At 41.3% G+C, this 13,070-nt stretch carries 14 protein-coding genes and 2 other annotated features; of the genes, 12 read left to right on the forward strand and 2 right to left on the reverse strand.

Features of this window, described 5'->3' with window-relative positions; genetic code table 11:
* The first annotated feature begins 85 nt into the window (after nt 1-85).
* A complete protein-coding gene (locus N9I19_RS00595; protein ID WP_081108747.1) occupies nt 86-211 on the forward strand; it encodes a GapA-binding peptide SR1P in 126 nt (41 codons plus the stop codon).
* A gap of 195 nt (nt 212-406) precedes the next feature.
* On the opposite strand, the gene N9I19_RS00600 is transcribed toward N9I19_RS00595, so the two are convergent.
* Nucleotides 407-1,864, reverse strand: a complete 1,458-nt coding sequence (locus N9I19_RS00600) for an aminotransferase class I/II-fold pyridoxal phosphate-dependent enzyme (protein ID WP_317776715.1) — start codon at nt 1,862-1,864, stop codon at nt 407-409.
* Between the two features lie 403 nt (nt 1,865-2,267).
* Between N9I19_RS00600 and N9I19_RS00605 the strand changes: the two genes are divergently transcribed.
* The 9 genes from N9I19_RS00605 (at nt 2,268) to trpA (ending at nt 10,678) form a co-directional block, all read left to right on the forward strand.
* Nucleotides 2,268-3,227, forward strand: a complete 960-nt coding sequence (locus N9I19_RS00605; RefSeq protein ID WP_317776716.1) for an NAD(P)H-dependent flavin oxidoreductase — start codon at nt 2,268-2,270, stop codon at nt 3,225-3,227.
* Nucleotides 3,228-3,284: 57 nt separating this feature from the next.
* A complete protein-coding gene (locus N9I19_RS00610) occupies nt 3,285-3,560 on the forward strand; it encodes a UPF0223 family protein (protein WP_061462273.1) in 276 nt (91 codons plus the stop codon).
* Nucleotides 3,561-3,629: 69 nt separating this feature from the next.
* Nucleotides 3,630-3,860: a binding site (T-box leader), on the forward strand.
* Nucleotides 3,861-3,895: 35 nt separating this feature from the next.
* Nucleotides 3,896-4,133, forward strand: a binding site (T-box leader).
* Nucleotides 4,134-4,249: 116 nt separating this feature from the next.
* Nucleotides 4,250-5,644 (forward strand): anthranilate synthase component I, encoded by a 1,395-nt coding sequence (gene trpE, locus N9I19_RS00615; RefSeq protein WP_317776717.1) that lies wholly within the window; start codon nt 4,250-4,252, stop codon nt 5,642-5,644.
* Nucleotides 5,641-6,246 (forward strand): anthranilate synthase component II, encoded by a 606-nt coding sequence (locus N9I19_RS00620; protein WP_317776718.1) that lies wholly within the window; start codon nt 5,641-5,643, stop codon nt 6,244-6,246. The genes trpE and N9I19_RS00620 overlap by 4 nt, the downstream gene beginning before the upstream one ends.
* Nucleotides 6,247-6,268: 22 nt before the next feature.
* Nucleotides 6,269-7,291 (forward strand): anthranilate phosphoribosyltransferase, encoded by a 1,023-nt coding sequence (trpD, locus tag N9I19_RS00625; RefSeq protein ID WP_317776719.1) that lies wholly within the window; start codon nt 6,269-6,271, stop codon nt 7,289-7,291.
* Nucleotides 7,292-8,071: an indole-3-glycerol phosphate synthase TrpC gene (gene trpC, locus N9I19_RS00630; protein ID WP_061462277.1), complete on the forward strand. Its 780-nt coding sequence runs from the start codon at nt 7,292-7,294 to the stop codon at nt 8,069-8,071. It abuts the gene before it with no gap.
* A 10-nt stretch (nt 8,072-8,081) separates the two neighbouring features.
* Nucleotides 8,082-8,696, forward strand: a complete 615-nt coding sequence (locus N9I19_RS00635; protein ID WP_317776720.1) for a phosphoribosylanthranilate isomerase — start codon at nt 8,082-8,084, stop codon at nt 8,694-8,696.
* 4 nt (nt 8,697-8,700) lie between these two features.
* Entirely contained in the window at nt 8,701-9,906 is a 1,206-nt protein-coding gene (gene trpB, locus N9I19_RS00640) for a tryptophan synthase subunit beta (RefSeq protein WP_317776721.1), read from the forward strand.
* Nucleotides 9,899-10,678: a tryptophan synthase subunit alpha gene (gene trpA, locus N9I19_RS00645; RefSeq protein ID WP_317776722.1), complete on the forward strand. Its 780-nt coding sequence runs from the start codon at nt 9,899-9,901 to the stop codon at nt 10,676-10,678. Before trpB ends, trpA begins: the two co-directional genes overlap by 8 nt.
* Nucleotides 10,679-10,760: 82 nt before the next feature.
* Here trpA and N9I19_RS00650 read toward each other — a convergent pair whose 3' ends face one another.
* Nucleotides 10,761-11,381 carry a YktB family protein gene (locus tag N9I19_RS00650; protein WP_317776723.1) on the reverse strand — a complete coding sequence of 207 codons (621 nt, stop codon included), beginning with the start codon at nt 11,379-11,381 and terminating at the stop codon, nt 10,761-10,763.
* Nucleotides 11,382-11,580: 199 nt separating this feature from the next.
* Between N9I19_RS00650 and N9I19_RS00655 the strand changes: the two genes are divergently transcribed.
* Both N9I19_RS00655 and N9I19_RS00660 read left to right on the forward strand, forming a co-directional pair.
* Nucleotides 11,581-11,778, forward strand: coding sequence for a hypothetical protein (locus tag N9I19_RS00655; RefSeq protein ID WP_034314018.1), 198 nt, complete (start codon nt 11,581-11,583; stop codon nt 11,776-11,778).
* A gap of 415 nt (nt 11,779-12,193) precedes the next feature.
* Nucleotides 12,194-12,997 carry an inositol monophosphatase family protein gene (locus tag N9I19_RS00660; RefSeq protein ID WP_089362386.1) on the forward strand — a complete coding sequence of 268 codons (804 nt, stop codon included), beginning with the start codon at nt 12,194-12,196 and terminating at the stop codon, nt 12,995-12,997.
* Nucleotides 12,998-13,070: the final 73 nt, after the last annotated feature.

A 13,070-nucleotide genomic window follows, 5' to 3' on the forward strand; every position in this document is an offset into this window, starting at 1 on the left:
ATAATAAATGTGTTATATTATAATTCATATGAAGCGGTTACATTACGTTAATAATGCATACAATATAGAGGAAGGGGTTGTAAAAATGGGAACTATCGTATGTCAAACTTGCAATAGCACGATTGAACATTTTGAAGATGAAAAAGTAAGTGTACTTTATACACACAATCACAACTGCCAATGCTGTGATACAGCTGCCTCTGAAAAATAAATGGAAAAAGGAACTTAAAGATAAATAGAATTTAAGGGTGTTTCAGGATTGCAACCTGGAGCACCCTTTTTATAGGAGTTAATAAGGGAGTATTCTTCCGTTGCCCGACAAGTGCACTTTGCTCAATTACAATTGAAACAATAGAATGGGCAAAAAAACCAGAGCAGGTATCTGCTCCGGTTTGATGAAATTCAATCAGTTTTTAATGATGCGTAAATATTTTATCTCTGGATCCTCTGGACCTTGAACTGGTAGGCCTGCCTCGATGTTCTTCCGGATGTAATTGATATTATCTTCGGTTATCAGTTCACCGGGTATAAAGATCGGGATTCCCGGCGGGTAAACCATGATGAATTCAGCGCTGATTTTGCCGACGGATTCCTCGATGGGAACCACTTCGGTTTCTGCATAAAAAGCTTCCCTGGGAGATAAAGCCAGTGGCGGTGTATCAGGAAGCAGTACTTCAATTTTTTCATGTTCAGCAGCCATTTCCTTAAACTCATTCGATAAGTCTCTAAGGGCAGCAATCAGCAGGTCCGCTTCTGTTTTTGAGTCCCCCGGTGTTATCAGACAAAGGATATTGTACAAGTCAGAAAGCTCCACTTCGATATTATGCTTTTCACGAAGCCATTTCTCAACGTCGTACCCGGTAATATTCAATTCCTTAATGGAAATGATCAGTTTAGTCGGATCATAACTAAAGGCTGCCTTACTGCTTAGGATTTCGCTGCCGACACAGTATAGATAAGGAATCTCATTCACGGCCTCACGGATATATCCTGCAAGATTTATGGCTTCATCGATCATTTCCCTGCCTACCGTCGCAAGTTGTCTTCTAGCTGTATCCAGAGAAGCTAGAAGGATATAGGAGGTTGAGGTAGTAGTGAGCATGCTCAAAATTGATTGAACACGATTTGCAGAAACCAGTCCATTCTTAACATTTAATATGGAACTTCCCGTTAGTGAACCGCCCAGTTTATGAACACTCGTAGCAGCCATATCTGCTCCGGCTTGCATGGCTGACATCGGCAAGTCCTCATGGAAGTGAATATGGACACCGTGTGCTTCATCTACGAGTACTGGGATTTGGTAGGAATGAGCAACTTCCACTATTTTTTGCAAATCAGCCGAAATGCCGAAATAGGTGGGGTTGATTACAAGCAATCCTTTTGCATCACTATGTTCACTTAAAGTTTTTTCAACGGCATCGATGGTTATTCCGTGTGAAATGCCCAAGTCCTTATCTATTTCAGGATTGATGAAAACGGGAACCGCTCCGGAAAATACAATGGCAGACATTACGGATTTATGCACATTCCTCGGAACGATGATTTTGTCCCCAGGGCCGCAGACTGTCATGACCATCGTCATGATTGCTCCGCTTGTTCCTTGAACGGAAAAGAATGTGTGATCTGCACCAAAAGCTTCAGCGGCAAGATCCTGAGCTTGTTTAATGATGCCCTTTGGCCGATGGAGATCATCGAGTGGTGCTATATTGATTAAATCTATGGATAATGCATTTTCTCCAATAAAATCACGGAAATCAGCGTCCATTCCTTTTCCTTTTTTATGACCTGGAATATGAAATTGAACGGGATTTTTTTTTGCGTGCTGCAATAAGGCAGTGTATAAGGGTGTTTCATTCTGTGACAATTCTTTGTAGCCCCTTTTCAATATAATAGGTACGAAATATTGGGGAGATATACTCCCAAATATTAACGATCGCATGTTTCTCCGATTCCATTCAAATGGTCTTTTGGATAGACATAAAACAAATGAATTATAGCACGTCTTATAATAAATGCCTAGCGTGACTTTAATGTACTGACATAAACAATTTCTAATTTTCTTTGATGTGGGGCCCAATAAAAATAACAGCCGGTTATAATTGTCTATATCCCTAGTATTAACTGGATTGACCCAAGAATTCTTCTTTTATAAATATTGAATGGGTATGAGTTTAAAAATTGAACGGGTAAATTATATTTGCCATAATAAAGCTGTGATATAGATTGCTTATAAATAAAACAAACCATTAAAAAGGGAGATGAGGAGTTTGGAGTGGAATACGCGTGTGACCGATTTGTTAGGGATTCAATACCCAATCGTACAAGGGGGACTGGCTCATTTAGCATATGCAGAACTGGCTGCGGCAGTTTCGAATGCAGGGGGGCTAGGGCAGGTAACGGCCATGTCCTTGGACAACCCAGAGCAACTGGTAGATGAAATAAGAAAAACGAAATCAATGACGGATAAACCGTTTGGTGTGAACTTTGCAATCGGTCAGCATGGAAGGCCTTATGAACACATGCTTGAAGCAGCCTTGAGAGAGGATATCGCAGTTGTTTCCGTAACAGGCGGTAACCCTTCACCATTTCTTGATTACGTCAAAGGTACTCAGGTGAAAAAACTGGTGCTTGTTGCTGCAAGAAGACAGGCAGTGAAGGCTGAACAGCTTGGTGCAGATGCAGTGATGGTAGTTGGTCAGGAGGGCGGTGGACATTTAGGCCGTGATGATATTGGAACTTCCGTGTTAATTCCTCAAGTTGTGGATTCCGTTAAAATTCCAGTCATCGCCTCGGGTGGTTTTGGCGATGGGCGCGGTTTGATGTCAGCGTTGGCACTTGGTGCCGATGGAATCGAGATGGGAACACGATTCATAGCAGTCAAGGAGTGTGTTCACGCACATGAATTATATAAAAATGCCTTGGTTTCCGGCACAGAAAATGATACCGTTGTCATTAAGCGGTCCATTGGTGCCCCAGCAAGGGTAATTGCAAATAGCTGGACTGAAAAGATCCTTGAAATAGAAAAAGAAAATGGCGGATATGAGCAACTGAAGGATTACATAAGTGGAAAAGCGAACCAGCGTTATATCCATGATGGTGTTGAAGGTGAAGGGTATGCCTGGGCTGGACAAGTGATGGGGCTGATTCATGATGTACCATCGACTGCTGACCTAATCAGCCGGATTATCTACCAGGCGGAAGCAATTCGTTCAAAATGGGCAGACTGATGATGCATGGTCTGCCGGACAGCATGAAAAACTATCTAGAAGGAGCGTGTTTAGGGTATGGATTATCAATATCCAATGGATCTTGATTGGTCTACTGAAGAAATCGTAGATGTGATCAAATTCTTTGAAGCTGTAGAAAAGGCTTATGAAAATAAAATACAAAAGGAAGAATTTATGAAAGCCTACCGAAGGTTCAAGGAAATAGTCCCAGGTAAGGCGGATGAGAAAAAGTATACGGATGAGTTTGAGTCAGTCAGCAACTATTCATCATATCTTGTAATTAAGAAGGCAAAAGGAATAGAAGACGGAGAATGGATAAAAATGAAAAATTAAAAATATAATTTTTAGAGAACTCCATTGACTTACTGAAAAGATTGTTTTAACATAATAATCAAGAAAAAGATAAAGGCAGTGACGAAGAAGAGTACCTTAATGCTGTTCTGCAGAGAGCCAGTGGTTGCTGAAAACTGGTGAACGAATTTAAGCGAATGGACTTCCGAGCCCCAAACCGAAACGGATGGACGGAGTAGGCTTTGGCGATTATCTCATCGTTATTGGAGATAGGCATGTTAATGCCGTAAAGTGAGCTAATTTAGCTAATTAAGGTGGTACCACGGGTTCCTCGTCCTTTGGATGAGGGCCCTTTTTGCGTTTTTATGAAAATGATACTTAAATCTATGAATAAGAGTAGTAATCTTTTTAGATGCGTTACAGAGAGCCGGAATAGGTGGAAACCGGTACGATATAAGAAGATGAATGGACTTATGAGTGGTTTCTTGAAATAAGTAGGGAAACTCGGCTGCCACCGTTAAAGGGTATTGGCAAGAAATTTTGATTTCTTGCTTAAGAGGGAAAAATGATGAGTTTTTCCAACTTGAGGTGGCACCGCGGTATACCGTCCTCTGCAGACACATATTTGTGTTTGCAGGGGATTTTTTTATGGATTTTCAATATACATTGGAGAACAAAAGGGTTTTCATCGGCAGTTTACATGATCGTTTAAGAATCAGGAGGGAATTGGGATGAACAATTTGGATGAAAAAAAAATACTTCGCTTTAAAATGGAAACAATTGAAGGGGATATTCATACACCCATCGCAATATTTCAAAAATTAAATGATGAACAGAAATTTTTATTGGAAAGTTCGAATTCTCATCATGACAACGGCCGCTACTCTTATCTAGGTTCAAACCCATACCTGGAGGTGACTTCACTTGCTGATCAAGTAATTGTGAAAGACCCTGAAACAGGTGAAGAATTCGTAAAGAGCATCAATATCATCGAGTTTCTAAAAAGTGAATTGTTAGTGGAGATAGGTGAGGACCCCGTACATCTTCCTCCATTTAATGGAGGCGCGATTGGATATATGGGTTATGATATCATTCGCCTATATGAAAATATTGGCCCGGTGCCTCCTGATTCTCTGCAGATGCCTGATGCACATTTTCTTTTTTTTAAAGAACTGTATATATTCGACCATGTCCTGCAGAAGATTCATCTGTTGACCGCGGAAGAAGATGGTGAAAAAAGTTTATTGGGGATGAAGGAAAAAATCAATCAGGCAAGCAAACCGTCAAAGGAAATATCGTCGGAATATTTGGAATTCAAGTCGAATTTCAGTCAGGATGAATTCGAGAAAATGGTCCTTGAAATTAAAGCGGCGATTGTGGCTGGTGAGGTGTTCCAAGTTGTTTTATCACAACGATTTAAGGCGGACTTCGATGGGGAGCCTTTCGATGCCTACCGTCGTCTGCGTTTAGCTAACCCATCTCCTTATATGTTTTATATTGAATTTGGTGAATATACCATTATCGGGTCGTCTCCAGAAAGTTTGATCAATGTTTCATCAGGAATGGTTCATGTTAATCCCATTGCCGGTACACGGCCGAGAGGGAAAACGGATGAAGAAGATAAAGGCTTCGAAAAAAGCCTGCTGATGGATGAAAAGGAACTTGCCGAGCATAAGATGCTTGTTGATTTGGGTAGGAATGATCTTGGCAGGGTTTGCGAAATCGGTTCAATCCACCTTACCGAGGAAATGGAAATTCAAAGATATCAGCATGTCATGCATATTGCTTCAAAGGTTAGCGGAAAGCTTAGGGAAGGGTTCACGAGTTTAGATGCGCTGACGGTCTGCCTCCCTGCTGGGACAGTTTCGGGTGCTCCTAAAATCAGGGCAATGGAGCTGATTAATGAACTGGAAAATTGTAAACGCGGGATGTATTCGGGATCGATAGGATTCATAGGTTTTGGAGGGGATCTTGATATGGCTTTAGCCATTCGGACGATGATCATAAAAGATGGCAAGGCATATGTACAGGCAGGAGCAGGTATTGTATATGATTCAGATCCAAAAACGGAATATGAAGAAACACAAAATAAAGCACGCGCTCTTATGGAGGTTCACACAAAATGATTTTATTAATTGATAACTATGACTCTTTTACTTACAACTTATACCAATATTTAGGAGAAGTAGAAAATGAAATCTTAGTAAAAAGGAATGACGAAATCACTCTTGCTGAAATTGAGGAATTGAATCCAATGGCAATCGTCATTTCTCCGGGACCTGGCCGGCCGGAAGATGCCGGTATCAGTATGGAGATCATCCGTAATTTTTATGAAAAGGTCCCGCTTTTAGGCATATGTTTGGGGCATCAAGCCATTGGTGCGGTTTTTGGTGCGAATGTGGTTGGGGCAAAACATATCATGCACGGGAAAACATCGGTTATCAAGCATGAGGGAACAGGGGTATTTGCCAAACAGGACTTAGAATTCCCGGTAATGCGATATCATTCCCTCGTAGTTGAAAGGGCGAGTTTGCCAAAGGAACTGACTGTGACGGCAGTAGCATTGGATGATGGGGAAATCATGGCTCTAAAACATCGAGATTACCCGCTATACGGTTTACAATTCCACCCTGAATCAATAGGGACGAAAATCGGCAAGGAATTATTACATCAATTTTATAAGATTGCCGGAACCTTCCAATCAGGGAAGGAAAAATCCGTTTTATAAAAAACGACTGGGGGAGTTAGCGGTGAAGGAGTATTTAGCGAAGTTAGCAGAGCGTCAAACATTGACGGAAGAAGAGATGAGCAGAGCAGCCCAAGCGTTATTTTCTAAAGATATCACCGAAAGCGAAATTTCAGCTTTCATCATAGCCCTAAAATCCAAAGGGGAAACGGCAGGTGAAATAGCAAGCCTTGTCCGAGTAATGAGAAAAGAAGCAAGAAGTGTGCAAACAAGCTCCCTTAATGTAATGGATAATTGCGGGACGGGAGGAGATGGATCACAAAGCTTCAATATAAGTACCGCATCGGCTTTTGTACTGGCAGGGGCAGGTGTCAAGGTTGCCAAACATGGAAACCGCAGCATTTCAAGTAAAACGGGCAGTGCGGATGTATTGGAAGAGCTAGGTGTTAATTTGTACTTGGAGCCTTACATGTTAAAAGAACTGTTGGAGGAAAATGGGATCACATTCCTATTTGCACCATCCGTCCACCCTAATATTGCACGAATCATGAAAGTCAGAAAAGAATTGAAAATCCCGACAATATTTAATCTTATCGGACCTTTGACAAACCCAGTCCAACTTGACACTCAATTATTGGGAATTAATCGACGCGATATGCTCGAGCTATTTGCGGAAGTCCTGCATAAATTAGGCAGGACACGTGCGGTCGTGATCAATGGTGCCGGTTTTATGGATGAAGCAAGCCTCCAGGGTGAAAATTCACTTGTGCTGATGGAACAAGGGGACATTATCCCATTTACGCTGCATCCTGAAGAAGTAGATCTGCCGGTTTACGGAAATGATGCCATCCGTGGCGGTGACGCCAAACAAAATGCCGATATTATGCTCCGCCTTCTTAAAGGGGAAAAAGGGGCCTATCGTGATACCGTTTTATTGAATGCTGGATTGGGATTATACGCACATGGTACGGCAGCAACGATCAAAAAAGGAATCTCCATGGCCAAAGAAAGCATTGATAGCGGATCGGCTCTTGAAAAGTTAGAAAATATAATTGCTTATGGCAAAAGAAATAAGGTGGTCATGTAAATGGAAAATATTTTAACGAAAATCATCGAACAGAAAAAGGTCGAAGTAGCAAAATTAAAAAAAGAAATGGATTTAGATGATTCGGTAATGATCAACATAGTCAGACCATCTCTGGTAGAAAATTTGAAAATGGCAAAATCAATGGCGGTTATCGCTGAAATAAAACGGGCGTCCCCTTCAAAAGGGGACATTAAAATCAATGTAAATCCAATCGAGCAGGCTCTTTCATATGAAAGGGGAGGAGCGGCAGCGATATCCGTATTGACGGATGAGGTTTTCTTTAAAGGATCCATTGCCGATTTGAGAAACGTAAGCGAAGCCATACGGATTCCCAGGTTGTGCAAAGATTTCATCATCGATGAAATCCAAATCGATCGTGCCTATCAAAGTGGTGCAACCATCATTCTATTAATTGTCGCAGCACTTTCTAAAGGACGCCTTCATGAATTATATCAATATGCAAAAAATAAAGGGCTTGAGGTATTAACAGAAGTCCATGATGAAGCCGAACTGGAACGAGCGCTCGAACTAAACGCAGAGCTCATAGGGATTAACAATCGGAATCTAAAGACCTTCAAAGTGGATTTGGCTGTAACGGAACGACTGGCGAATTTACTTGATCCCAAAAGCCACATCATTATCAGTGAAAGTGGAATCAAGACAAAAGAAGACGTAATGCGTGTGAAGGAAGCTGGTGCAAAAGGGATTTTAGTCGGGGAGACGCTTATGACTTCATCAAATCTTCCACATACGATGGCAGAACTGCAAATGAGTATATAAGGAGATTAATATGTTAGTGAAAATCTGTGGGATTAAGACATTGGCAGCTGCTCAGACTGCTGTTAAATCCGGGGCAGACTTTATTGGATTCATTTTTGCCGAGAGTAGCAGGAAAGTCGAGCCGGATTTAGTAGGTGAATTCGGAGCTAATCTACCTGGACATGTGAAAAAAGTCGGAGTGTTTGCCAATCAAACTGAACAAGAAGTGATAAAAAGTGCTGAAATTGCAGGGTTGGATTATATTCAGCTTCATGGCAACGAGTCTGCCAGCTTCGCCCGCAGAATGCCCCTACCGGTGATAAAGGCCTTTGCAATCGAATCAGAGCAAGACCTTGAAAACCTTCATGAGTACCCAGCAGATTTTATTTTAGTGGATCTACCTAAAGGTTCATCTGGTAAGGGGCTGACTTTGGACTGGGAAATGATCCGAAAAGCGGATCTGCCACGGGGAAAGGTGATTCTAGCGGGTGGGCTGACTCCTGAAAATGTCGGAAAAGCGATCAGTGCCGTTTCACCATTCGCAGTTGACGTAGCTAGTGGTGTTGAAACAAACGGATTAAAAGATGCTGTAAAAATAAAAGCATTTATAAATGAGGCGAAATATACAGCCGGAAAAGAGGAATGAATAGATGAGTACTTATACACAGCCTGATAAAACTGGACATTTTGGAGCGTATGGAGGCCGTTTCGTTCCGGAAACTTTAATGTCGGCGATTATGGAGCTTGAAGATGCATATGAACAATCTAAAGAGGATCCGGAATTCCAAAAACAGCTAAGCTATTACCTGAAACAATATATCGGTCGTGAAACACCACTTTATTTTGCGGAGAACCTAACGAAACTAGCGGGTGGTGCAGATATTTATCTGAAGCGTGAGGACTTGAATCATACCGGAGCCCACAAAATTAATAATACGATCGGTCAGGCTTTGCTGACTCAGAAAATGGGCAAGAAAAAGGTGATTGCCGAAACGGGTGCAGGTCAGCATGGCGTTGCAACTGCGACTGTGTGCGCTTTGCTGAAGTTGGAATGCATCATTTTTATGGGAGAAGAAGATATCAGGAGACAGAAATTGAATGTGTTCAGGATGGAGCTTTTGGGAGCCAAGGTCATATCTGTATCACAAGGAAGCGGGACACTGAAGGATGCAGTGAATGAGGCGTTACGTTATTGGGTTGCGAACGTGGATGACACCCATTATATAATGGGATCAGTACTTGGACCGCATCCATTCCCCGTTATTGTACGAGATTTTCAAAGTGTGATAGGGAATGAAACAAAGCGTCAGTATTCGGAGACTGTTCATTCCCTTCCGGATGCAGTAGTCGCTTGCATAGGTGGAGGCAGTAATGCCATGGGGATGTTCTATCCCTTCATTGAGGATGAAACGGTAAAATTATATGGAGTGGAAGCGGCAGGTCATGGACTGGAAACACCATTACATGCTTCAAGTTTGACGAAGGGGAAACCTGGGGTGCTCCACGGGGCATTCATGTATGTATTGCAGAACGAGGACGGTCAGATACAGGAGGCACATTCAATTTCAGCAGGGTTGGATTATCCGGGGGTAGGGCCTGAACATAGTTATTTAAAGGATACCAATCGGGTGGTGTATACTTCCGTAACCGATGATGAAGCATTGGAAGCTCTAGTGATGCTTTCAAGGGAAGAAGGGATCATCCCTGCTTTGGAAAGTTCACATGCCATTTCCTATGGTTTAAAACTTGCTAAACAAATGGAGAAAGGAACAGGACTGGTGATTTGCCTGTCTGGCCGTGGTGATAAGGATGTAGAAACGGTCCAATCATTAATAGGGGGTAGTGAACATGAATAAATTGACAAAAGCGCTTGGAGAATGTCAAATAAAGCAGGAAAAAGCATTCATTCCTTATATTATGGCAGGTGATGGCGGTCTTGAACGCTTAAGGAGCCAGCTTCTTTTCCTTGAAAGCAACGGGGCGACAGCTGTTGAACTAGGAATACCATTCTCTGACCCTGTCGCAGATGGACCGGTTATCCAACAGGCTGGCATCCGTTCATTGAATAATGGAACAACGTTAAAAGATGTCCTGAAAAAAGTTATGGAAATCAAAGATGATGTGAACATTCCAATTATTTTAATGGGTTATTCGAATTCAATCCTGGCATATGGACTTAAAGAGTTTACGGATGATTGTCTTCAAGCAGGAATTTCCGGGTGCATCATCCCCGATTTACCGATTGAAGAAGAAGCCATCTTTTCATCAATCAAAACTGCAGGGATCGTTCTTATTCGACTTGTGACACTCACGTCTTCGAAAGAACGTATCACCGAGATTACCGCAGGGGCTGAGGGTTTTATCTACGCAGTTACAGTCAAAGGCATTACAGGCACCCGTGAAGCCTTCGGGGAAGAGGTTGGAGGCTATTTAAAGAAGGTAAAAGAGCTAAGTCCCGTTCCCGTTCTTGCTGGGTTCGGCATATCGACGCCAGATCATGTCCGTGATGCAATGCAATACTGCGATGGTGTCATTGTAGGCAGCAAGATCATCGAATGCTTTGAAACAGGTAAAGAAGATCAAATTAGTGACTTGATACAAGCTAGCAAAGGGTTAGTGCGTAAATAAGGAAAGGAGGGCCTTCAGGGCTCTCCTTTTTTCTTAATCAGTTTAATTCCGATAATTCAATCTGAAAACTGATCAAAGGTGTTTAATTTAATTTATATAAGGGTAAAAGATGTTCAAACGCATCTTGAATGGTTTGAATGAAATCATTATCATTTAACTTAATCGCGTCATCACGGGAAATTCTTAAGCCGCATAGGATTTCGGCTTTCTTTACAGTTTGCAGGCGAGTGAACATTGAATTTAAATCATCGACTCCAAGACCATCGTGAGGAATGACATCAGGTTTTGTATGGTCCATTGACCAAACATAATGGGTGGGAATGCTATTCACTAACCGGTCCGCCTGCTGCTCAAGATGCTTTCCGATTTCAATTTTATTAGGTGCTTCATAAATGACGGCGTACCAAATGAACATATGTGTTTCCCACAACCCAATTTGGAAATGCGGCATCATTTTATAACCTCTGTTGTTGGCAGCGAAAGCAACCCATGTATCATTAGGAGGATTCACTTTCCGTCTGGCATGCTTTGCGACGTGAGGGTACATTTCATCGCCCGTCAAAACTGACAGTTGTTGTGAAAATTGCTCTCCAAGAGCTTGTAGTTTAGGCTGGATATGTTCTTTTAAAGCATCCATTCGGGGTTCCAAACCATCAATTTTAAAAACATTAAAATCATCAGCTGTAAAACTAGCTATATTCATAATCATCTCTCCTACCGTAATATCTGCACATATTGTAGCATAAGTAAAAGTGAAATTTAAAAAATATGATTTGGATTGGCACTGCAAAATTCCTTATAGGTTAAAGCACAAATTAGTTGCTATTTGTGGTAGGAAGTCATATGATAAAATAAAATAAATTCAGAAGATTAAGTTAATTGATGAAGGGAGAATGTTAATTATGAAACAAGTCATGAACCAAGCATTAAAAGCTAAAGAAGTTGAAAGACATAGAGCTGCAGTGTTAAGAATGGAAATGGACTATGAATTAGCAACCCTTTTTGAAGCAATTGGTGAAGAGAATGACCAAAAGAGGTCACAATGTAAGCAAAGGCTTGAACGCATCCGGTTGGAATTGTTGAAACTGAAAGCCTTGTAATGATTGGCTGCATAGATCTTGAAGGAGAATGAGTGAAAGAAATGAATTAATTTCAATACAAGGAATTTTATTATAGATGAACGGACACTTATTTTATTTAAAAAATAATGTGTCCGTTTTTCATTAAATGTCCAATATATATAAGGCCGCGTATTTTTTATCAAGCATCATTGGGGCGGCTCCATTTAATAAGGAAGGGAACCGGTAGGGTGATTTGAAAGTATTTGTACTGGCTTATTCATGATTGGGAAATCGTAATGGATGGGTGAGGAAGATAACCATCATTCCTCATTTTTGTTTTAATAATGGAAAATTTAAGATGTTAAAAACTTGAAGACAAGCTCTATTTGCTTTAATCTTTAGTAGAGGATCATTTTAATGTAGTTTCTGATCATAAAAGGACGGGGATATTATAATGGTATCGATTAGTGAAATGGATACATATGCTAAGTTATGGATGAAAGAAGCGGGTACGAGGCTAAGGGCGTCCTTTAAAACCAAGTTGAATATTGAAATGAAAACGAATCCCAATGATTTAGTTACAAATATGGATAAAGCGATAGAAAAATTTTTTTGTGAAAAGATTAGCGAAGTCTTTCCTGAACACCGGATTTTTGGGGAAGAGGGAATGGGTAATGATATTAAAGACCTAAAAGGAACTGTATGGATTATTGATCCGATTGATGGAACTTTGAATTTCATTCATCAACAGCGGAATTTTGCAATTTCTCTTGGGGTTTATGAGGATGGCATCGGAAAAATTGGAATGGTTTATGATGTGGTTACCGATGAATTATATCATGCGATTAAGGGGCAGGGAGCATTCATGAATGATCAAAGGCTTCCATCCCTTGAAGAGGCATCAGTAAGCAAAGCCATCGTTTCCATTAATGCAAGCTGGGTAACGGAAAACCGTAGGATTGATCCGAGCCTTCTTGCACCACTTGTTCGGGATGCAAGAGGGACCCGTTCCTATGGCTCGGCAGCATTGGAGCTTGCATTCGTGGCAGCTGGAAGGATCGATGCATACATAACCATGAGACTCATGCCCTGGGACTTTGCCGGGGGAGTTATACTGGTTGAGGAAGTGGGCGGGGAAGTTAGTAATATTAAGGGTGACAAATTGGATTTTTTAGAAGGTGACTCACTTTTCGTTTCTAAACCAAGGCTGCATAAAGAAGTATTCGATAAATACTTATCAGGTACTTCCGGCAATTAGTGCCATGGCCAAAGTTAATGGTAAGCCGAAAAGGTTATGGTTTTTCCAGGTTCCGGCAAGTATGGGGTGAAAA

The organism is Peribacillus sp. CSMR9 (genome assembly GCF_033141925.1).
In the GTDB taxonomy this organism is placed as follows: domain Bacteria; phylum Bacillota; class Bacilli; order Bacillales; family DSM-1321; genus Peribacillus; species Peribacillus simplex_A.

Excerpts from the sequence above, each read along its gene's own strand:
- N9I19_RS00595 (WP_081108747.1), top strand. The coding sequence starts at position 86 with ATGGGAACTATCGTATGTCAAACTTGCAATAGCACGATTGAACATTTT.
- N9I19_RS00610 (WP_061462273.1), top strand. The coding sequence starts at position 3,285 with ATGGATTATCAATATCCAATGGATCTTGATTGGTCTACTGAAGAAATC.
- trpE (WP_317776717.1), top strand. The coding sequence starts at position 4,250 with ATGAACAATTTGGATGAAAAAAAAATACTTCGCTTTAAAATGGAAACA.
- N9I19_RS00620 (WP_317776718.1), top strand. The coding sequence starts at position 5,641 with ATGATTTTATTAATTGATAACTATGACTCTTTTACTTACAACTTATAC.
- trpC (WP_061462277.1), top strand. The coding sequence starts at position 7,292 with ATGGAAAATATTTTAACGAAAATCATCGAACAGAAAAAGGTCGAAGTA.
- N9I19_RS00635 (WP_317776720.1), top strand. The coding sequence starts at position 8,082 with ATGTTAGTGAAAATCTGTGGGATTAAGACATTGGCAGCTGCTCAGACT.
- trpB (WP_317776721.1), top strand. The coding sequence starts at position 8,701 with ATGAGTACTTATACACAGCCTGATAAAACTGGACATTTTGGAGCGTAT.
- trpA (WP_317776722.1), top strand. The coding sequence starts at position 9,899 with ATGAATAAATTGACAAAAGCGCTTGGAGAATGTCAAATAAAGCAGGAA.
- N9I19_RS00650 (WP_317776723.1), bottom strand. The coding sequence starts at position 11,381 with ATGAATATAGCTAGTTTTACAGCTGATGATTTTAATGTTTTTAAAATT.
- N9I19_RS00655 (WP_034314018.1), top strand. The coding sequence starts at position 11,581 with ATGAAACAAGTCATGAACCAAGCATTAAAAGCTAAAGAAGTTGAAAGA.
- N9I19_RS00660 (WP_089362386.1), top strand. The coding sequence starts at position 12,194 with ATGGTATCGATTAGTGAAATGGATACATATGCTAAGTTATGGATGAAA.